The organism is Phenylobacterium sp. FG114 (assembly GCF_057809855.1).
In genome coordinates, this window is sequence record NZ_JBMDKU010000001.1 from 214,530 (window position 1) to 234,167 (window position 19,638).

Here is a 19,638-nt window from a genome sequence, read left to right on the forward strand (position 1 = left end):
GCCGTCACGGGTGGGGATACCCTTGGATTGTCGGGCATGATCGGCCTCGTGATCGTCACTCACGGCCGGCTGGCGCAAGAGTTCGTCTACGCCATGGAGCATGTGGTGGGCCCGCAGGCGGCGGTCGAGGCCATCTGCATCGGTCCCGAGGATGACATGGAACGCCGCCGCCAGGATATCCTCGCCGCCTGCGGCCGCGTGGAGTCCGGCGCCGGCGTCATCCTGCTCACCGACATGTTCGGCGGCACCCCCTCGAACCTGGCCATCTCGGTGATGGAACAGACGAAGGCCGAGGTGATCGCCGGCCTCAACTTGCCCATGCTCATCAAGCTCGCCAGCCTCAGGAACAGGGTCAGTCTCGAAGATGCAGTTGCAGCGGCGCAGGAAGCCGGGCGAAAGTACATCTCCGTGGCGTCCTATGTCCTGGCTGGAGAGAAGTAGCTGAGCGAAGCCAACCGCACCGTCGAGATCGTCAACAAGCGGGGGCTGCACGCCCGCGCCTCGGCGAAGTTCGTGAAGCTCGCCGCCGCATTCGACGCGGAAGTCAAAGTCTCGAAGGACGGCCAGACCGTGGACGCCCGCTCGATCATGGGCCTGATGATGCTGGCCGCCGCCCCCGGCTGCTGCATCGCCATCGAGGCCGAGGGCGATCAGGCCGAGGAAGCGGTTACTGCGCTGGCCGAGCTGGTGGCGGCGCGGTTCGAGGAGGAGGAGTAGGCTCCGCGTCAAGCGTCCCCCTCTCGCTGCGCGAGCTCCCCCACAGGGAGAGCACCTGCAGCGGTCCTTAGGTCTTCAGCCGCCAGCCCGTTCGGAAGATCACCGTCACTGCGGCCAGGCACACCGCCAGGAAACCCAGGGTCGCCGCCAGGCTGATCCCGACACCGACGTCCGAGACGCCGTAGAAACTCCATCGGAAGCCCGAGACCAGGTAGACCACCGGGTTGAAGAGGGCGATCGTCTTCCACACGCCCGGCAGCATGTCGATCGAGTAGAAGCTGCCGCCGAGGAACGTCAGCGGCGTGACCACCAGGGTTGGGATGATCGACAGCTTCTCCCAGCCATCGGCCCAGATGCCGGTCAGGAAGCCGAACAGGCTGAAGGTCACCGAGGTCAGCACCAGGAACGACAGCATGACGACGGGGTGCTGAATCTCGTAGGGCACGAAGATCCGCGCCGTGGCCAGGATCACCAGGCCGAGGACGAACGACTTGCTGGCCGCGGCGCCCACATAACCCAGCACCACCTCGCCGGCCGAGACGGGCGCCGAGAGCACCTCGTAGATCGTGCCCGCGAACTTGGGCATGTAGATGCCGAACGAGCCGTTGGAGATGCTCTCGGTGAGGATCGACAGCATCAGGAGGCCAGGCACGATGAAGGCGCCGTAGCTGACCCCGTTGATCTCGGGCATCCGGCTGCCGATCGCAGCCCCGAAGACGATGAAGTACAATGAGGTGGTGATCACCGGGGCGGCCACGCTCTGGACGATGGTCCGGACCCATCTGTGCATTTCAAACAGGTAGATGGCGCGGACGGCGTGCAGGTTCATGCGCGGCTCCTCACCAGGCTGACGAAGATGTCTTCCAGGCTGCTCTCCTGGGTGCGCAGGTCCTTGAAGTCGACGCCGCGCTCGGTCAGCCGCTTCATCAGCTCGGCGATGCCGGTGCTCTCGGCCTGCGCGTCGAAGGAATAGACGAGGTCGGCCCCGCCGTTGGCTAGCTCGAGATGGTAGCCTTCCAGGCCCGCTGGCACCTCGGTCAGCGGCTCCTGCAGGTGCAGGGTGAGCTGCTTCTTGCCCAGCTTGCGCATGAGCACGTCCTTGTCCTCGACCAGGATCAGCTCGCCCTTGGAGATCACACCGATCCGGTCGGCCATCTCCTCGGCTTCCTCGATGTAGTGGGTGGTCAGGATGATGGTGACGCCCTGCTCGCGCAGGCCGCGGACCATCTCCCACATGTCGCGCCGCAGCTCGACGTCGACGCCGGCGGTCGGCTCGTCGAGGAACAGGATCGTGGGCTCATGGCTCAGCGCCTTGGCGATCATCACCCGGCGCTTCATGCCGCCCGACAGCGCCATGATCTTCTCGTTGCGCTTGTCCCAAAGGCTGAGGGCCTTCAGAACCTTCTCCAGGTGGGCGTCGTTGGGGGGCTTGCCGAACAGGCCGCGGCTGAACTTGACCGTGTCCCAGACCTTCTCGAAGGCGTCGGTCGAGATCTCCTGCGGCACCAGGCCGATCTTCATCCTCGCGGCGCGGTAGTCCTTCTGGATGTCGTGACCGTCGGCGACCACCTGGCCGCCGGTCATCCGGACCAGCCCACAGACGATGCCGATCAGGGTGGTCTTGCCGGCGCCGTTCGGGCCCAGCAGGGCGAAGATCTCGCCTTTGCGGATCTCGAGGTCGACGCCCTTCAGGGCCTGGAAACCGCCGGCATAGGTCTTCGCCAGGCCCTGGATGGATATGATCGGCTGCACGCGCTCTCCTCGACGCCTCCCAGATAGGGCCCGGAGCACGGCTGAGCTAGGGCCGCCCCGACAACGGGTGACTTAGCGCGTCTCGATGTCAGGACCTGTCAGCAGTGTTCAGGCCGTCTCGGTCGCCTTCGACACCATCGGCCGCATCTTGAGGTCGGCCAGCAGGGCATCGTCGTTGTCGCGGCCGGGGTTGTTGGTGGTGAGCAGGCGGGCGCCGACGAAGATCGAGTTGGCGCCGGCCAGGAAGCACAGGCTCTGCAGTTCGCGGCTCATGTGCTCGCGGCCGGCGGCGATGCGCACCATCGACTTCGGACAGACCAGCCGGGCGACCGCGATCATGCGGACGAACTCCAGGCCGTCCACCGGATCCGACTTGCCGAGCGGGGTGCCCTCGATCGGCATCAGGTCGTTGATCGGCAGGCTCTCGGGGTGGCTCGGCAGGGTGGCGAGCTGATGCAGGAGGCCGGCACGGTCGCAACGGGCCTCGCCCATGCCGACGATGCCGCCGCAGCAGGTGGACATCCCCGCGTTGCGCACGGCGGCCAGGGTGTCGAGGCGATCCTGGTAGGTCCGCGTGGTGACGACCTGATCGTAGTAGTCCGGGCCGGTGTCGAGGTTGTGATTGTAGTAGTCGAGACCGGCGTCCTTGAGCGCCCTGGCCTGGTCGGGCGTCAGCATGCCCAGGGTGGCGCAGGTTTCCAGGCCCAGCGCCTTCACCCCCGAGATCATGGCGGCGACCTTGGGCAGGTCGCGGTCCTTCACGTCGCGCCAGGCCGCGCCCATGCAGAAGCGCTGGGCCCCGCCGGCCTTGGCGTCGCGGGCGGCGGCGATCACCGTCTCGGCGTCCATCAACTTGGAGGCGGTGGTCGCGGTCTGGAAGTGCTGGGACTGGCTGCAATAGCCGCAGTTCTCGGGGCAGCCGCCAGTCTTCACCGAGAGTAGCTGGGAGAGCTGGAGTTCGGTGGGATCGAACCAACGCCGGTGAACCTCTGCGGCGCGGAACACCAACTCGGTGAACGGCAGCTCGAACAGCGCCTCCACTTCCTCCAGCGTCCAGTCGTGGCGAGGCTGGGCAGGGTCGACGATGCGGCCAATCGGAGCGTTCATGGGCTTTACCTTGGGGGAGGAAGCCGCCCGGATAGCCCCGTCACGCTGCGGCGGGCAACGCAGGTCGCATAAAGAATTCTTTATGTGATTGTTGATCCATTAAGGCCGCGCGGCTATAGGGGCGCCAACACCTAATCTCCCGATCAGGATCGAAGATGACCGACTATGTCGTGAAGGACCTGTCGCTTGCCGACTGGGGCCGCAAGGAAATCGAAATCGCCGAGACCGAGATGCCGGGCCTGATGGCCACGCGCGCCGAGTTCGGCAAGTCGCAGCCGCTGAAGGGCGCCCGGATCGCCGGCTCGCTGCACATGACGATCCAGACTGCGGTGCTGATCGAGACCCTGCAGGCGCTGGGCGCCGACGTGCGCTGGGCCTCATGCAACATCTTCTCGACCCAGGACCACGCGGCGGCGGCCATCGCGGCCAAGGGCACGCCCGTGTTCGCCATCAAAGGCGAGACCCTGGTCGAGTATTGGGAGTACGCGCACAAGATCTTCGAATGGTCCGACGGCGGCTATCCGAACCTGATCCTGGACGACGGCGGCGACGCGACCCTGCTCTGCGTGCTTGGCCCCAAGGCCGAGAAGGATCCGTCGATCCTCAACAACCCGACCAACGAGGAAGAGGAAGCCCTCTTCACCGTGATGAAGCGGTACCTGAAGGAGAAGCCGGGCTTCTACACCGCGATCCGCGACGCCTGTAAGGGCGTGTCGGAAGAGACCACCACGGGCGTGCACCGCCTGTACCAGATGCACGAGCGCGGTGAGCTGCCGTTCACGGCCATCAACGTCAACGACAGCGTCACCAAGTCGAAGTTCGACAACCTGTACGGCTGCCGCGAGAGCCTGGTGGATGCCATCCGTCGCGGCACCGACGTGATGCTGGCCGGCAAGGTCGCCGTGGTCCTGGGCTACGGCGACGTGGGCAAGGGCTCGGCGGCTTCGCTGCGCAACGGCGGCGCCCGCGTGATGGTCACCGAAGTCGACCCGATCTGCGCCCTGCAGGCGGCGATGGAAGGCTATGAGGTCGTGACCATGGAAGACGCCGCCGACAAGGGCGACATCTTCTGCACGGCCACGGGCAACAAGGACGTGCTGACGGTCGACCACATGCGGGCGATGAAGAACAACGCCATCGTCTGCAACATCGGCCACTTCGACTCCGAGATCCAGATCGCCGGCCTGCGCAACTTCAAGTGGGACGAGATCAAGCCGCAGGTCCACCACGTGGAATTCCCGGACGGCAAGAAGATCATCGTGCTGTCGGAAGGCCGCCTGGTGAACCTGGGCAACGCGACCGGTCACCCTTCCTTCGTGATGTCGGCGTCCTTCACCAACCAGACGCTCGCCCAGATCGAGCTGTGGGTGAACGGCGCCAAGTACGAGAAGAAAGTCTACACCCTGCCCAAGCACCTCGATGAGAAGGTGGCGATGCTCCACCTCGACAAACTGGGCGCCAAGCTGACGAAGCTGTCGAAGGACCAGGCCGACTACATCGGCGTGACCGTTGAAGGCCCGTTCAAGCCCGAGCACTACCGGTACTAGGAATGCAGAGGCGACGCCTGCGCGAGCCGGCGTCGCCGCACCTATCTGTGGTGGTCTCTATGCCTAGGGTTTACCATTACAGGTAGAAAGAACGCTGGTTCGCATTCTAACTTTGCTGTAGAGGCGCCTGTCGTGCCTCTCGCCCTTATCCTCTCATCGTTCGTCGCGGCCTCGCGGATCGGCGGGGCGGCGCAGCAGTATGTGCTGGCGGCGCACAAGATCGACCCGGTGCTCGCGCCCACGGTCATGTTCGGCCGCACGCCGGCCCGTGGCGGCCAGGGCGAAGTCACCCAACCCGACGTGTTTCGCCGCATGCTCGGCGACATCGAAGCCGACGCCCTGTTCGGCCTGGTCGACTTGATCATCACCGGCCACTTCTCCGACCCCGAGCAGGTGGAAATCGCGGCCGGGGTCATCGAGCGGGTGCGCGGCGCCGAACGCAGCGACGCCTGGGGCGCCCGCCCGCTCGTTCTCGTGGATCCGGTGCTGGGCGACGCGCCCAAGGGCCTCTACGTGAAGCACGATGTCGCCGAGGTGGTGGAACGCCGCCTGATCCCGCTGGCGGACTGGATCACCCCCAACCTGTGGGAACTGGGCTTCCTGGCCGACGCGCGGCTCGACACCGCCGAGCAGGCGCGCGACGCCGTGCGAAAGCTGGGCAAGCCCGCGTTGGTCACCTCCGCGCCCGCCGGCGAACACGAGATCGGCCTGCTCTATGTGGACAAGGAAGAGGCCGTGCTGTTCGCGCACCCCAGGCACGCGACCGCGCCCAACGGCACGGGCGACTTGGTGACCGCCAGCTTTGGCGCCGGGCTCGTGGAAGGCCGCGATCCCCGGGATGCGGCCGAACGCGCCGCGCGGGCGGCGGCCGAGACCGTGGCCATGGCCGAGGCCTGGAAGTCTCCGGAACTGCCGATCGTCGCCATGGCCGATCGGATCGTGAATCCGACCGCGGAAGTGCGTATTGAACGCCTATGAGCGTTGAGGTTTCGGGGTTCGCCCCCGCGCGGTTCGCCCAGGCCAAGGATGCCTTCGCCGCCAGTTTCGCGGCCGGCGAGGAGCTTGGCGCGCGGTTCACGCTGGTGGAGGCGGGCGAGGTCGTCCTGGACCTGTGGGGCGGTTTCGCCGACCGCAAGCGGACGATCGCCTGGGGCGAGCGAACCCTGGCTCCTGTGTTCTCCACCACCAAGGCGGTCGCGTCGCTGATGATCGCGCGCCTGGTGGATGCCGGCCGACTGGATTACGCCCAGACCGTCGCTAGCGTCTGGCCCGAGTTCGCCCAGGCGGGGAAGGGCGAGGTCACGATCGAGCAGGTCATCTCGCACCAAGCTGGGCTGTCGGGCTTTCTCGACCCCATGGATCCTGTGACCTGGTTCGACCCGGCGGCGATCTGCGAGAAGCTGGCGGCCATGGCGCCCATGTGGCCGGTGGGGACCGCCAGCGGCTACCACCCCATCACGATCGGCTACATTACCGGCGAGATCTTCCGTCGGGTGGACGGCCGCACCATGGGGACAGCGCTGCGGGAAGACGTCGCCGGGCCGTTCGGACTGGACCTGTGGATCGGCCTGCCGGACACCGAACACGCCCGGGTCGCCGACTTGCAGCGGCCCAGCGCCGTGCCCGACTTCGGCGAGATCAACGAACCGACCAAGGCGGCTTTCCTGACGCCGTGGTCCTCGGCCTCGGGCCGGGGGCAGGCGGACTGGCGGCGTATGGAGATCCCATCGGCCAACGGCCATGCGACGGCCGAGGCCCTGGCGAAGCTGATGGGCGCCCTGGCCAACGACGGATGGCTGGAGGGTGGCGAGATCCTGTCGCCGTCGCTGATCGCCGAGGCCAGTCGCGAGCGCATCCGCGGACAGGACCTGGTGCTGCCGTTCGTTATGAGCTGGGCCGCCGGCTTCATGCGCAACGAACCGAACTTCCCCTGGGGGCCTGGCGTGCAGACGTTCGGACACTCCGGCTGGGGCGGCTCGTGCGCCTTCGCCGATCCCGAACGGAAGCTGGGCGGGGCCTATGTCATGAACAAGCAGGGCGTGGCCCTGATGGGCGACGCGCGGCCCCGCCGGCTGATCGAGGCGGCCTACGAAGGCCTGTAACGCCCACGAAAAAGGGCCCGCGAGGGGCCCTTGTCCGAAGCTGTGTTGGGATCAGCTCGGGTTACGCGCCGAGGCCAGCGGTGGAGATGGCGGCAAAGACGCCCAGGGCCAGCAGGAAGATCGGGGCGATGCGGTCGAAGCCACGTTCGAAGGTCGCGAGAGACATGTGACACACCTTTGGTTCGGTTCTTCTGGGAGCCCCGGGGGAGCGGGGCTGTCCGTTTGGACAACCGATAGATAGCACTATCTGAACACTGCACAGATCAGCGATTTCGCCTGACCGCTATGCGTTTGCGCATGGCGCTATTCCGCGGCGGCCTCCGCCGCCTCGCGGGTCGCCCGCAGCACGGTTCGCGACCTGCGCCACGCGCCGTAGAGGAAAACCGCCGCCCCGGCCCAGATGAAGGTGAAGGACAGGGCGCGGACCGGCGTGAAGGCTTCGCCCTGGGCCAGGCCGATGAAGAAACTGATGGTCGGCGCGATGAACTGCAGGAAGCCCATCATCGACAGCGGGATGCGCCGCGCGGCCCACGAGAACAGGACCAGCGGGATGGCGGTGATCGGCCCGCAGGCGACCAACCAGGCCGCGGCGACGGGATCGCCGAAGTGGCTGCCGCCCTGTCCCGCCAGCCAGGCCAGGTAGCCGACAGCCACCACGCCCACCAGCAGGGTCTCGACCAGGAAGCCGGTCTGGGCGTCGGCGGCGACCTGTTTGCGCACCACGCCGTAGCCGCCGAAGCTGAAGGCCAGCACTAGCGACACCCAGGGCAGGTGGCCGAGCGCCACCGCCTGGATCACCACCCCCACCAGGGCGAGGCCGATGGCGAACAGCCCGATCCGGTCGAGGTGCTCGCGGAAGATCAGGGCGCCGGCGGCCATCACCACCAGCGGATTGATGTAGTAGCCGAGGCTGCTTTCCAGCAGCCGGTCCGACGTCACCGCCCAGATGAACACCACCCAGTTGGTGGCGATCAGCAGCGACGAGAGGAACAGCCACGCCAGGGTCTTCGGCTTCTTCAGCACCGCCATCACTTGACGGCCCTGCTTCGCCAGCAGGACGATCACGATGGCGGTGGGAATGCTCCAGAGAATGCGGTGCGCCAGGATCTCCCACGCGCCCACGCCCATGTGCCCGATGGCCTGGAAGACCAGCGGCACGAAGCCCCAGATGAGGTAGCAGGTGATGCCCGCCCCCAGCGCCAGGCGGGCCTCACCGCCGGGCGCGGGAGCAGGTGTCATGGCTTAGGCGGCCACCTTCGTCTTGATCAGGCCGCGGGCGTGGAGCAGCTCGGCGATCTGGACGGCGTTGAGCGCGGCGCCCTTCCGCAGGTTGTCGGCGACGACCCACATGTTGAGGCCGTGCTCGACGGTCGAGTCCTTGCGGATGCGGCTGACGTAGACCGGGAACTCGCCCTGGGCCTCCTTCGGCGTGATGTAGCCGGTGGAGTCGCGCTTATCGATCACGTTCAGGCCGGGGCTCTCGCGCAGCAGGTCGCGGGCCTCGTCCTCGTCGATCGGGTTCTCGAACTCGATGTTCACCGCCTCGGAGTGGCCGACCATGACCGGCACGCGCACGCAGGTGACCGTCAGCTTGATCGCCGGGTCGATCATCTTGTGGGTCTCGTTCCACATCTTGGCTTCCTCATCGGTGTAGCCGTCGTCCTGGAACGACCCGATGAAGGGGATGACGTTGAACGCGATCTGCTTGGGGAACTTCTTGGGTGGCGGGGCGCCCAGGACGAAGATGCCCTTCGTCTGGTCCCAGAGCTCGTCCATGCCTTCCTTGCCCGCGCCGGAGACCGACTGGTAGGTCGAGACCACCACCCGCTTGATCCTGGCCAGGTCGTGCAGCGGCTTCAGCGCCACGACCAGCTGGGCGGTCGAGCAGTTCGGGTTGGCGATGATGTTCTTCTTGTTCGCCCACTCGACGTCGTCCGGGTTCACTTCGGGCACGATCAGCGGGACGTCGGGGTCCATGCGCCAGGCCGAGGAGTTGTCGATGACGATCGGGCCAGCGGCGCCGATCTTGGGCGACCATTCCTTGGAGAAGCTGCCCGAGACGCTCATCAGCACGAGATCGACCGTGGAGAAGTCGAACTGCTCCACATCCTCGCACTTGATGATCTTCTCGCCGAACGAGACTTCCACGCCGATGGATTTGCGCGACGCGATCGCGTGAATCTTGTCCACGGGGAAATTCACTTCCTCGAGGATGTTCAGCATCTCGCGGCCCACGTTGCCCGTGGCGCCGACGACGGCGACCCGGTAACCCATTGGCGTCTTCCTTATAACTTGAGGGAGCGTCCCGTTACGCTCTGCGGCCTGCCAAGGCAACCGAGCGATCCTGAACGCCGTCACAGATAGGCTCGTGCGCCCGGGATGGAAGATGCATCGCGTCGATGACCTCGCGGGTCATGGTCTTGTGCAGCGGCCGCGTCCAATCTGACCCGAAGCGATGGAGGACGAGACCTTGGATACCGGCATGCCCTTCTCCAACCTGATGGGGGTGGAGATCGTCGAACGGACGAAGGAGCGGGTGCGTGGACGCCTCACTGTGCGCGACGACCTGTGCACCGCGGGCGGCATCCTGCACGGCGGCGCCTACATGGCCTTCGCCGACGCCCTGGGAGCCATCGGCGGGGTGATGAACCTGCCGGAGGGCGCGCGCACCACTACGTTGGAAAGCAAGACCAACTTCTTAGGGAGCGCGCCGCTGGGCTCGGTTGTGGAGGGCGAGGCGACCCCGCTGCACGTGGGCCGGCGGTCGTCGGTCTGGCAGACGCGGATCACCAACGCCGACGGCAAGCTGCTCGCCCTGGTGATCCAGACGCAGATGACGATCTTTCCGTAGGTTCAACAGTTCCCGGCTTGCCGCGAAGGCCCGTCACCTCTCCGGCGGAAACGGACGCGCCATGTAGAGCGCGAGCGCGAGAGTGATCGCGAGGCCGGCGATGCCGACCGCTGCCGGCCATCCGAAGGTCGACACCAGAGGCCCACCCGTGGCCGCCCCTACACTGCCGCCGACGAAGTAGATGACCATATATGTGCTGTTCAACTGGCCGGGGCGCGTCGGGTCCATGCTGAGCACGCGGCGTTGGTTGGCGACCTGCGCGGCGAAGAGGCCGGCATCGAACAGCGCCAGCGCGAGGAGCAACAGCGGTGCGAGGCCTAAGGCGGGCCACATCGCCAGGACGCAGACCAGGGCGACCACCAGGCCGGTCACGACGATGCGCCCGCTTCCGAAGCGATCGGCCAATCGTCCCGCGGCGGGTGTCGCGGCCATTCCGGAGAGACCTGCGAGCGAATAGAGGCCTACGGCGGTGGGTGACAGTCCGAGCGGCGGCAACGACAGCGCCAGCGAGACACCCACCCAGATCAGGCTGAAGGCGAAGAACCAGAGCGCGCCAGCCGAGGCCGCGATTGCCAGGCCCGGGTGGGTGCGCAACAGCTGCGGTGCGGATAGGAGACCCGACAGCCACGAGTCGGGCGAAGGCTCGAGCCGTTTGGGCAGGAAAGCGCGCGCGCCTCCCGCGCAAAGCATGCAGACGCCTGCCAATACAGCCAGCATGGCGCGCCAGCCCATGACGTCCGTCAGCGCCCCGCCAAGCATGCGGCCGGCGAGAATCCCCACGGAGATGCCTGCCGTTACGGTCCCCAGGGCGCGCCCGCGGCGCTCGATCGGCGAGTGCTTTGCGGCCAGGGTGCTCATCTGCGCGCCCGTGCTCGCAAACACGCCCGATAGGAACAGCCCAGCCCCGAAAAGCTCCACCGAGGTGGCGGCCGCGGTCAGGACCATAGAGGCGCCGAGCGCGGCGAGTTGGGCGGGCACGAGCCTGTTCGCCGCCACACGGTCCACCAGCGGGACCAACAACCCCAGTCCCAGCATGTAACCGACGATCGGCAGCCCCGCGGCCGCACTGGTCGATGCTACGGACGCCTCGAGATCGGCAGCGATGAGGGCGAGTTCGGGCTGGACGGCATAGCTCGTCGACGTCGCCACCGCGGCCGCAAGCGTCAGAAGTGGAATGCTACCGGCCACCAGCGGAGCAGGGGACGACGTTTCGCGGAAATTTGGATGCTTCATGGCCGCCGCAGTAGCGACCAGCAGAACTGATCGCTGGCGCATTCCGGACCTCGACGGACTGTTCGGCGCCGGCGGCTGTCCGTGGGCTGGGGCCGATGCCGACGCTAATCGGTCGTCTGGGGCGTCCGCTGTCGGCCAGTGGCCGGTTGCCGCGACAGCGTCGTCCCTAGTCCAGCGGCCGGACCCAGATGTTGCGGAAGCTGACCGGGCCGCCGCCGTTGTGGGCTTGCAGCTTGATGGGGGAGCGGCCGTGGGGGGCGTATTCCGGCTTGCCGATGTAGCGGGTGGGGCCGGCGAGGACGAAGTCGTTCTGGACGAGGACGCCGTTGTGGAAGGCGGTGACCTTGGCCGGCGTCTTGACCTTGCCGTCGGCGGTGAAGGTGGGGGCCGTCCAGACCACGTCGTAGACCTGCCACTGGCCGGGCGGACGCATGGCGTTCGCGAGTGGCGGGGACTGCTTGTAGATGCTGGCGGCCTGGCCATTCACGTAGGTGGTGTTCTGGTAGGAATCGAGGACCTGCAGCTCGTAGCCCCCGTCGCCGGGGCCGGTCCCGGCCAGGAAGACGCCACTGTTGCCGCGCAACTGGCCCGATCCGGTCACGCCCTCGGGGACCTTCCATTCGATGTGGAGCTGGTAACTGCCGAAGGTGCGCTTGGTCTGGATGTTGCCGGCGGCCAGCTTCACGACCAGGGCTCCGTCCTCGACCGTCCAGCCGATCGGGCCGCCGTCCTTCACCGAGACCCATTCCGACGCGTCCTTGCCGCCGAACAGCACCACGGCGTCCGACGGCGCGCCGCCCGGCTGGGCGGCCGGGGTGACGATCGCGGGCGCCGGGCCCGCCTGCTCGGTGTCCTCCGGCTTCTGGGCGCAGGCCGGACCGGCCAGGGCGAGGGCCGCGACGCCCAGGGCAAGCTTGATCCACGCCATGCTCAGGTCTCCGACATCTTCAGGATTGCGGCCCACTCTTCCGGGCGGACGGGCGAGACCGACAGGCGGCCCTGGCGGATCATCTCCAGCGCCGACAGCGCCGGCGTCGCCTTCATCTCCTGGAGGGTGACAGGGCGCTTCAGCTCGCGCACGGGCGCCAGCTCGACCGCCACGAAGCGGCCGGCGGGGTCGGTGGTGTCGGGGAAGGCCTCCTTGACCACCTTGGCGACGCCGACCACGGCCAGCCCCTCCTGGGAGTGGTAGTAGAGCACCTCGTCGCCGACCTTCATGGCCTTCAGGTGCAGGGCGGCCGCGTTGTTGCGCACGCCGTCCCAGACGGTCTTCCCGTCGCGCTGCAGGTCGGCGAAGGCGTATTTGGCGGGCTCGGACTTCACGAGCCAGTACGATCCCATGGCGGCGTCCTCACTGTTCGGCGCGGAAGATGGCATGGCGGAAAACGGAACGTACAGCCGCAGTTTGGATTCTGGTCGTTGACCTTGGGCCGCCCCAGGACAATCCGTCGGCAATGACCTCGACCGACCACGACGCCCTGCACCGCGCGGCCGCCCACGCGCAGGCCTTCCTCGACAGCCTGGACACCCGATCGGTGGCGACGACCGTCGGCCTCGCCGAACTTCGCGCGCGGCTGGCGCGGCCGCTGCCGCGGGCCGGGACCCCGGCGGCGCAGGTGATCGACGAGCTGGCCGCCGACGCTTCGCCGGGCATCCTGGGTTCGCAGACCGGACGGCACTTCGCCTGGGTGATCGGCGGGGGCGTCCCGGCCGCCATGGCCGCGGACTGGCTGACCACGGCCTGGGACCAGAACGCCGGCATCCACGCCTGTTCGCCGGCCGCCTCGGTGGTGGAGGAGATCGCGGCGGGCTGGCTGAAGACCCTGTTCGATCTGCCGGCCGAGACCAGTGTCGGGTTCGTGACCGGGACCCAGATGGCGCACGCCACCTGCCTGGCCGCCGCCCGCCATGCGGTGCTGCGCGACGCGAGTTGGGACGTGGAGCGCAAGGGGCTGGCCGGCGCGCCGCCGATCCGCATCCTCGCCAACGCCGAGCGGCACGGATCGGTGGACCGCGCGGTGCGGCTGCTGGGCCTGGGCTCGGACAATATCGCACCGCTGGCGCTGAGCGTTGAGGGGACCGTGACGCCCGAGGGCCTGTCGGCTGCGCTGGCCGCAGGCGGCGGCCCGACGATCGTGGTGCTGCAGGCGGGCGACCTGAACCGCGCGGCCTTCGACCCCTTCGAGGCGCTTGTCCCGCTGGCCCGGGCGCACGGCGCGTGGGTGCATGTGGACGGCGCGTTCGGCCTCTGGGCCAAGGCGGCTCCCCAGCGACGGGCGCTGGCGGCCGGCATCGAGCTCTGCGACTCCTGGACCACCGACGCGCACAAGTACCTGAACGTGCCCTATGACTCGGGCCTGGCCTTCGTGCGCGACGCCGACGCGCATCGCGCGGCCATGACGCTGGCCACCAGCTATCTCCCGGCGGCCGAGGCGGCGCGGGACCAGATCGACTGGAACCCTGAGTTCTCCCGCCGGGCGCGCGGGTTCGCGATCTACGCGGCGCTCCGCGAACTGGGGACCGAGGGCCTGGCCGACGTTGTCGAGCGCACCTGCCGTCTCGCCCAGGCGCTGGTAGACGGGCTATCCGCCTTGCCGGGCGCCGCGCGGATGGCGGGTTCGGGCCTGAACCAGGGCCTGGTGCGGTTCCGCGACCTCGCGCCGGGCGCCGTCGAGGCCGACCACGACCGGCGCACCGACCGGGTGATCGAGCTGATCAACGCGACCGGCGAAGCCTTCTTCGGCGGGGTGACCTGGCAGGGCAAGCGCTGCATGCGGATCAGTGTCTGCAACTGGCGCACGACCGAAGCCGATGTCGCGCGCGCCATCGCGGTCACAGCGTCTGTGCTGCGGCGCTGACACGAAGATACTTGACGGAGGCAACTATCTGCCGCCCAATCCGGCCATGGCAGAGATCGACACCGTCGCGGCCGTGCGCCGCTTCAACCGCTTCTACACCCGCGCGATCGGGGTGCTGGAGCGCGGCTACATGGGCGGGCCCTACACCCTGGCCGAGAACCGGGTGCTGTACGAGATCGCCCACGGCGACGGGATCACGCCCGGCGCGATCGCGGCCGCGCTGGATCTGGACGCGGGCTATCTCAGCCGGATGCTGGCGCGGCTGGAGCGCGACGGCCTGGTGGCTCGCACGCGCTCGCCCAGCGACGGGCGCAGCGTGACGCTGAGCCTGACGGCGCAGGGCGAGGCCTTCTTCGCCAGCCTGAACGCGAAGACGGTGGAGCGGGTGGAGACCCTGATCGGCGACCTGTCCTGGCCGCAGAAGGCCGAGCTGGCCGGAGCGCTGGACACCGCCCAGGCGCTGCTGGAGCCGCAGGCGGTGAAGCCGCCGGTCGTGCTGCGCGGCCACCAGACCGGCGACATGGGCTGGGTGACCGAACGCCACGGGGTGTTCTACGGCGAAACCTATGGCTGGGCGCCGCACATCGAGGCGGTGACGGCGCGGATCTGCGCCGACTTCCTGGACAACTACGACCCCGAGCTGGAGCGGTGCTGGATCGCCGAGCGCGGGGGCGAGCGGGTGGGGTCGGTGTTCATCGTCAAGGACGCCGAGCCGGGCGTGGCGCGTCTGCGCCTGCTGATGGTCGAAGCGGCGGCGCGCGGCGAGAAGCTGGGCAAGCGGCTGGTGGACGAGTGCGTGCGCTTCTCCCGCGAGAAGGGCTACCGCGAGATCGTGCTCTGGACCCACGAGGTGCTGAGCGCCGCGCGGGGCATCTACGCCGCCGCAGGTTTCGAACTGGTCGACCAGTGGACCCACGAGGACTTCGGCAAGCCCGAGGTGAGCGAGACCTGGCGGCTGAAGTTGTAGAGCGCGTCAGCGCCGAAAGACTCGAACCACGAAAAACACGAAAGGCACGAAAGGTGCCGTGCTAGCCAGGCTTTCGTGTTTTTCGTGCCTTTCGTGGTTCAAAAGACAGCGCCTGCGGCGCGTTCGTTCAGAGCGCCGCCAGGACCGCGTCGCCCATCTGGTTCGTGGTGAGGGCGCCGCCCAGGTCGCGGGTGCGGGCGCCGTTCTCCAGGGCCTTTTCGACCGCGGCGAACAGGCGGTCGGCCTCGGCCGGGCGGTCCAGCGACCAGCGCAGGGCCATCTCGAACGACAGGATCGCCGCCAGCGGATTGGCCAGGTTCTGGCCGGCGATGTCGGGAGCCGAGCCGTGGATGGGCTCGTACAGGCCCGGGGTCCCCGCCACGCCCAGGGCGGCCGAGGGCAGCATGCCTAGCGAGCCGGTGAGCTGGGCAGCCGCGTCCGACAGGATGTCGCCGAACAGATTGTCGGTGACCATGACGTCGAACTGCTTGGGGTTTTTCACGATCTGCATGGCCGCGTTGTCGGCCAGGATGTGCTCGAGCTGGACGTCGGCGTACTCGCGCTGGTGCAGGTCGGTGACCACCTGGCGCCAGAGCAGGCCGCTATCCATCACATTGGACTTCTCGGCCGAGTGCACCTTGTTGCGGCGGCCGCGCGCCAGTTCGAAGGCGACGCGCGCCACGCGCTCGATCTCGGCGGTGGTGTAGACCTGGGTGTCGACGGCGCGCTTGCCGCCGCCGGGCAGGTCCTCGATGAACCGTGGCTCGCCGAAGTAGATGCCGCCCGTCAGCTCGCGGACGATCATGAAGTCCAGGCCTTCGACCAGTTCGCGCTTAAGGCTGGAGGCGTCGGCTAGGGCCTCGAAACAGAGCGCCGGGCGCAGGTTGGCGAAGACGTGCATTTCCGCGCGGAGTTTCAGCAGGCCGGCCTCGGGGCGCTTGTCGCGCGGGGCATTGGCCCACTGGGGTCCGCCGACGGCGCCCATCAGGACGGCGCGGGCGGCCTTCGCCGCGGCCAGGGCCTCGTCGGTCAGTGGGACGCCGTGGGTGTCGTAGCTGATGCCGCCGAACAGGCGCTCGTCGAGGGTGAGGTCGGGCGTCAGCGCCTCGGCCACGCGGCGCACCTCGCGCGTCACTTCCGGCCCGATTCCGTCGCCGGGCAGGAGCAGCAGGTCGGTCATCGGTAGTCCTTAAGAAGCTAGAGCGGCCGTTCGGAGGCGACCTCGTACAGGGTGAGGCGGCGGTCCGAAACCCCGAACTCGGCGCCGGCGGCCCGCCATTCCGCCATGTGGGCGGCCTGGAAATGGGCGTCGATGGCCGCCTGGTCGCGCCAGGCCTCGAACACGCGGATCAGGCCGGGGTCCTGCACGTCGACGGCATAGGAATAGGTCAGGCAGCCCTCCTCGGCGCGGCTGGCCGCCAGCATGGCGTCCATGTGCGGCCGGAAGGCGCTCAGCTTCTCGGGCGGGATCCGCACCGTGCCGGCGATCAGGACGCTCATGCGCGCTCCAGCCAAGGCCGGTCCAGCGCGCGCTTCTGCTCGTAGAGGTCGATGGAGGGCGCGGCCTGCAGGGTCTCGCCGATGGCGTCCAGGCCCTGGAGCATCTTCTGCTTGCGCTGCGGGTCGATCTCGAAGGTGAAGACGGCCCCCGAGGGCGAGGTCACGGTCTGGCCTTCCAGGTCGATCGAGACCACGTGGTTGCCGCCGCGGGCCTCGTCCATGAGCTGTTGGACCTGCTCGGCCTTGAGCACCACGGGCAACAGGCCGTTCTGGAAGCAGTTGTTGTAGAAAATGTCCGCGAAGCTGGTGGAGACGACGGCCTTGATGCCGAAGTCCATCAGGGCCCAGGGGGCATGCTCGCGCGAGCTGCCGCAGCCGAAGTTGTCGCCGGCGATCAGCACGCCCGCGCCCTTGTAGGCCGGCTGGTTCAGGACGAAGTCGGGCTTCTCCTTCCCCTGCTCGTCGAAGCGGTATTCGTAGAACAGCCCCTTCGCCAGGCCCGCGCGCTCCACCGTCTTGAGGAACTGCTTCGGGATGATCTGGTCGGTGTCGATGTTGGCCAGCGGCAGGGGCGCGGCGGCCGCGTCGAGGCGGGTGAAGGCTTCCATCAGGCGGTTTCCAGAGCAGGTTCGGCGCTGAGCAGGATCGTCGGGACGCCGGCAGGGGCGTCGCGGACGGTGAAGACGTGGGTGCCGGGCTTGCGGCCGGTGCGGACTTCCGAGACGTCGAAGCCGGCGGCGGCGATGCGGGCCTGGGCGGCGTACGGCTCGGCCACGCGCCAGGCCAGGCCGCCCGACCGGTCGGGCTCGTCGGTGGGAGGCGCGCCGATCTTCGCCCCCATTTCGATGACCGAGTTCCCGGCCTTGAAGAACAGCTGGCGGGCGTTCCACTTGGGGTTTTCGCGGTCCAGCCGCAGGTCGAGGCCCAGCTTGGCGCCGTAGATCGCCAGCGCCCGGTCGACATTCGGCGTCACGATGACCACGTGGTCGAGCTGGGTGACCGGCGCGTCGCCCGACGGCGGGGCCAGCGGCCAGGGCGGGGAGGTCTCGGCCATCAGCAGGATGCGCAGGCCGCCGGTGGCGGCGGGGTCGAGGCGGCTGCCCTGCCAGTGGCGGACGGCGCCGTCGTCGGCGGTGGTGCTGACGGGCGCCGGATCGCTGGCGGGGATGCCTCGGCGGTTCATCAGCTTCACGTCGCCGGCCAGGTCGTCGCTGGCGAAGGCGAGCGCCCAAAGGCCTTCGCCTGTCGCGTCGAGCTGGGCCCGCACGCCGTCGGCGAACGGCCCCTCGCCCTCGGGCGCGATCAGGTCCAGGGCCATGTTCGGGAACTGGAACCAGGCCTGGCGGACGCCGCCGCCCCGGCCGATCCAGTCGGGGGTGACACCCAGCAGGCGCGAATAGCCGTCGATGGCCGCGTCCAGGTCGCGAACCACATAGGCGACGTGGTCCAGGCCCCTAATCACGGGAGACCCTCACAGGAAGTCCCGCACGTCGGCGATGTGGCCGGCGATGGCGGCGGCGGCGGCCATGGCCGGGCTCATCAGATGGGTGCGGCCGCCGCGGCCCTGCCGGCCCTCGAAGTTGCGGTTCGAAGTCGACGCGCAGCGCTGGCCGCTGGTCAGCTTGTCGGGGTTCATGCCCAGGCACATCGAGCAGCCTGGCTCGCGCCACTCGAAGCCGGCGGCCTTGAAGATCTCGTCGAGGCCTTCCTCCTCCGCCTGGGCGCTGACCAGGCCCGAGCCCGGCACGATCATGGCGCGGACCCCTTCGGCGACGCGACGGCCTTCGGCGATCTTGGCGGCCGAGCGCAGGTCCTCGATGCGGCTGTTGGTGCACGAGCCGATGAAGACCACGTCGACCTTGGCCTCGGTGATCGGCTGGCCCGCCTTGAGGCCCATGTACTCCAGGGCTCGTTCGGCCGAGGCGCGCTTGTCGGGCGTGTCGAAGCTGGAGGGGTCGGGGACCGTGCCGGTGATGGCGACCACGTCCTCGGGGCTCGTGCCCCAGGTGACGGTGGGCGCGATCTTGGCGGCGTCCAGCACGATCTCGCGGTCGAAGACCGCGTCTTCGTCGGTGAAGAAGGTCTTCCAGTAGGCCAGCGCCATCTCCCAGGCGCCGCCCTTCGGCGTGGCCGGCCGGCCCTTGAGGTAGTCGAAGGTGGTCTCGTCGGGCGCGACCAGGCCGGCCCGCGCCCCGCCCTCGATGGTCAGGTTGCACAGCGTCATGCGGCCTTCCATCGACAGCGCGCGGACCGCCGAGCCGGCGTATTCGATGACGTAGCCGGTGCCGCCGGCGGTGCCGATCTCGCCGATCACGGCCAGCGCGAAGTCCTTGGCGCCGACGCCGGGAGCGGGCTCGCCCTCGATCCGGACGCGGAAGTTCTTGGCCTTCTTCTGGCGCAGCGTCTGGGTGGCCAGGACGTGCTCGACCTCGGACGTGCCGATGCCGTGGGCCAGGGCCCCGAACGCGCCATGGGTCGAGGTGTGGCTGTCGCCGCACACGATGGTCATGCCCGGCTGGGTGCGGCCCTGTTCCGGCCCCACCACATGGACGATGCCGTTGCGGATGTCGCCCATGGGGAAGAATTCGATGCCGTAGGCCTCGACGTTCTTGGCGAGCGTCTGGAGCTGCAGGCGCGCCTCCTCGTCGGCCACGGCGTCGACGCCCAGGGCCTGGCCCTCGGTCGGCACGTTGTGGTCGGCCACCGCCAGCGTGCGGTCGGGCCGGCGCACCGGGCGGCGGTTGGCGCGGAGCCCGGCGAAGGCCTGCGGCGTGGTCACCTCGTGGATGAGGTGCAGGTCGATGTAGAGGATGGCCTCGCCGTCTTGCGTGTCGACGACGTGCGCGTCCCAGATCTTGTCGTAGAGGGTCTTGCCGGACATGGCCGTGCATGTAGGTCCGAGGAGGCCGGTGCGTCTAGTGCTGCGACGCATCAAATCATTAGAATGCTAAGTAATGAAAATCCCGAAGCCTCTTCTGCGCTTGCGCGGATCGCGGGATACGGG

General features: G+C 68.3%; 21 protein-coding genes. 8 read left to right on the plus strand and 13 right to left on the minus strand.

Annotation, left to right across the window (positions count from 1 at the left end; all coding sequences use genetic code 11):
* The first annotated feature begins 36 nt into the window (after positions 1 to 36).
* Positions 37 to 441 carry a PTS sugar transporter subunit IIA gene (locus ACODSY_RS01095; protein WP_068876916.1) on the plus strand — a complete coding sequence of 135 codons (405 nt, stop codon included), beginning with the start codon at positions 37 to 39 and terminating at the stop codon, positions 439 to 441.
* Positions 442 to 717, plus strand: a complete 276-nt coding sequence (locus ACODSY_RS01100; protein WP_488950148.1) for an HPr family phosphocarrier protein — start codon at positions 442 to 444, stop codon at positions 715 to 717.
* 67 nt (positions 718 to 784) lie between these two features.
* Here ACODSY_RS01100 and ACODSY_RS01105 read toward each other — a convergent pair whose 3' ends face one another.
* The 3 genes from ACODSY_RS01105 to bioB all read right to left on the minus strand — a co-directional run bounded on the left by ACODSY_RS01105 (position 785) and on the right by bioB (position 3,576).
* Positions 785 to 1,546, minus strand: coding sequence for an ABC transporter permease (locus ACODSY_RS01105; RefSeq protein ID WP_488949780.1), 762 nt, complete (start codon positions 1,544 to 1,546; stop codon positions 785 to 787).
* Positions 1,543 to 2,508 (minus strand): ABC transporter ATP-binding protein, encoded by a 966-nt coding sequence (locus ACODSY_RS01110; RefSeq protein ID WP_488949781.1) that lies wholly within the window; start codon positions 2,506 to 2,508, stop codon positions 1,543 to 1,545. The genes ACODSY_RS01105 and ACODSY_RS01110 overlap by 4 nt, the downstream gene beginning before the upstream one ends.
* Positions 2,509 to 2,577: 69 nt before the next feature.
* Positions 2,578 to 3,576 carry a biotin synthase BioB gene (gene bioB, locus ACODSY_RS01115; protein WP_488949782.1) on the minus strand — a complete coding sequence of 333 codons (999 nt, stop codon included), beginning with the start codon at positions 3,574 to 3,576 and terminating at the stop codon, positions 2,578 to 2,580.
* 155 nt (positions 3,577 to 3,731) lie between these two features.
* Between bioB and ahcY the strand changes: the two genes are divergently transcribed.
* From ahcY to ACODSY_RS01130, 3 genes are all read left to right on the plus strand, one after another.
* Positions 3,732 to 5,123, plus strand: coding sequence for an adenosylhomocysteinase (ahcY, locus tag ACODSY_RS01120; RefSeq protein ID WP_488949783.1), 1,392 nt, complete (start codon positions 3,732 to 3,734; stop codon positions 5,121 to 5,123).
* Between the two features lie 132 nt (positions 5,124 to 5,255).
* Positions 5,256 to 6,101 (plus strand): PfkB family carbohydrate kinase, encoded by an 846-nt coding sequence (locus ACODSY_RS01125; RefSeq protein ID WP_488949784.1) that lies wholly within the window; start codon positions 5,256 to 5,258, stop codon positions 6,099 to 6,101.
* A complete protein-coding gene (locus tag ACODSY_RS01130) occupies positions 6,098 to 7,225 on the plus strand; it encodes a serine hydrolase domain-containing protein (RefSeq protein ID WP_488949785.1) in 1,128 nt (375 codons plus the stop codon). The genes ACODSY_RS01125 and ACODSY_RS01130 overlap by 4 nt, the downstream gene beginning before the upstream one ends.
* Positions 7,226 to 7,528: 303 nt before the next feature.
* Here ACODSY_RS01130 and rarD read toward each other — a convergent pair whose 3' ends face one another.
* Positions 7,529 to 8,464: an EamA family transporter RarD gene (gene rarD / locus ACODSY_RS01135; RefSeq protein ID WP_488949786.1), complete on the minus strand. Its 936-nt coding sequence runs from the start codon at positions 8,462 to 8,464 to the stop codon at positions 7,529 to 7,531.
* Between the two features lie 3 nt (positions 8,465 to 8,467).
* Positions 8,468 to 9,499 carry an aspartate-semialdehyde dehydrogenase gene (locus tag ACODSY_RS01140; RefSeq protein WP_488949787.1) on the minus strand — a complete coding sequence of 344 codons (1,032 nt, stop codon included), beginning with the start codon at positions 9,497 to 9,499 and terminating at the stop codon, positions 8,468 to 8,470.
* A 208-nt stretch (positions 9,500 to 9,707) separates the two neighbouring features.
* On the opposite strand from ACODSY_RS01140, the gene ACODSY_RS01145 reads away from it, so the two are divergent.
* Positions 9,708 to 10,076, plus strand: coding sequence for a PaaI family thioesterase (locus ACODSY_RS01145; protein WP_488949788.1), 369 nt, complete (start codon positions 9,708 to 9,710; stop codon positions 10,074 to 10,076).
* Positions 10,077 to 10,109: 33 nt separating this feature from the next.
* Here the strand turns inward: ACODSY_RS01145 and ACODSY_RS01150 are convergent, their stop codons facing one another.
* The 3 genes from ACODSY_RS01150 to ACODSY_RS01160 all read right to left on the minus strand — a co-directional run bounded on the left by ACODSY_RS01150 (position 10,110) and on the right by ACODSY_RS01160 (position 12,650).
* Positions 10,110 to 11,309 (minus strand): MFS transporter, encoded by a 1,200-nt coding sequence (locus tag ACODSY_RS01150; protein ID WP_488949789.1) that lies wholly within the window; start codon positions 11,307 to 11,309, stop codon positions 10,110 to 10,112.
* A gap of 166 nt (positions 11,310 to 11,475) precedes the next feature.
* Positions 11,476 to 12,237 carry a 3-keto-disaccharide hydrolase gene (locus ACODSY_RS01155; RefSeq protein ID WP_488949790.1) on the minus strand — a complete coding sequence of 254 codons (762 nt, stop codon included), beginning with the start codon at positions 12,235 to 12,237 and terminating at the stop codon, positions 11,476 to 11,478.
* Between the two features lie 2 nt (positions 12,238 to 12,239).
* A complete protein-coding gene (locus tag ACODSY_RS01160) occupies positions 12,240 to 12,650 on the minus strand; it encodes an EVE domain-containing protein (RefSeq protein WP_488949791.1) in 411 nt (136 codons plus the stop codon).
* A gap of 113 nt (positions 12,651 to 12,763) precedes the next feature.
* Here ACODSY_RS01160 and ACODSY_RS01165 point away from each other — a divergent pair, with 113 nt between their 5' ends.
* Both ACODSY_RS01165 and ACODSY_RS01170 read left to right on the plus strand, forming a co-directional pair.
* Positions 12,764 to 14,167, plus strand: a complete 1,404-nt coding sequence (locus tag ACODSY_RS01165) for a pyridoxal phosphate-dependent decarboxylase family protein (protein ID WP_488949792.1) — start codon at positions 12,764 to 12,766, stop codon at positions 14,165 to 14,167.
* Positions 14,168 to 14,213: 46 nt separating this feature from the next.
* The gene (locus tag ACODSY_RS01170) at positions 14,214 to 15,134 is read left to right on the plus strand and encodes a bifunctional helix-turn-helix transcriptional regulator/GNAT family N-acetyltransferase (RefSeq protein ID WP_488949793.1); all 921 of its coding nucleotides are present in this window, start codon (positions 14,214 to 14,216) and stop codon (positions 15,132 to 15,134) included.
* 127 nt (positions 15,135 to 15,261) lie between these two features.
* Here ACODSY_RS01170 and leuB read toward each other — a convergent pair whose 3' ends face one another.
* The 5 genes from leuB to leuC are packed head-to-tail and all read right to left on the minus strand — an operon-like array spanning position 15,262 to position 19,515.
* Positions 15,262 to 16,314 carry a 3-isopropylmalate dehydrogenase gene (gene leuB, locus ACODSY_RS01175; RefSeq protein WP_488949794.1) on the minus strand — a complete coding sequence of 351 codons (1,053 nt, stop codon included), beginning with the start codon at positions 16,312 to 16,314 and terminating at the stop codon, positions 15,262 to 15,264.
* Between the two features lie 17 nt (positions 16,315 to 16,331).
* A complete protein-coding gene (locus tag ACODSY_RS01180) occupies positions 16,332 to 16,634 on the minus strand; it encodes a putative quinol monooxygenase (RefSeq protein WP_488949795.1) in 303 nt (100 codons plus the stop codon).
* A complete protein-coding gene (gene leuD, locus ACODSY_RS01185) occupies positions 16,631 to 17,242 on the minus strand; it encodes a 3-isopropylmalate dehydratase small subunit (protein ID WP_488949796.1) in 612 nt (203 codons plus the stop codon). Before leuD ends, ACODSY_RS01180 begins: the two co-directional genes overlap by 4 nt.
* On the minus strand, positions 17,242 to 18,096 hold the full coding sequence (locus ACODSY_RS01190) for a VOC family protein (protein WP_488949797.1): 855 nt from the start codon (positions 18,094 to 18,096) through the stop codon (positions 17,242 to 17,244). Before ACODSY_RS01190 ends, leuD begins: the two co-directional genes overlap by 1 nt.
* A 9-nt stretch (positions 18,097 to 18,105) precedes the next feature.
* On the minus strand, positions 18,106 to 19,515 hold the full coding sequence (leuC, locus tag ACODSY_RS01195; protein WP_488949798.1) for a 3-isopropylmalate dehydratase large subunit: 1,410 nt from the start codon (positions 19,513 to 19,515) through the stop codon (positions 18,106 to 18,108).
* Positions 19,516 to 19,638 lie beyond the last annotated feature (123 nt).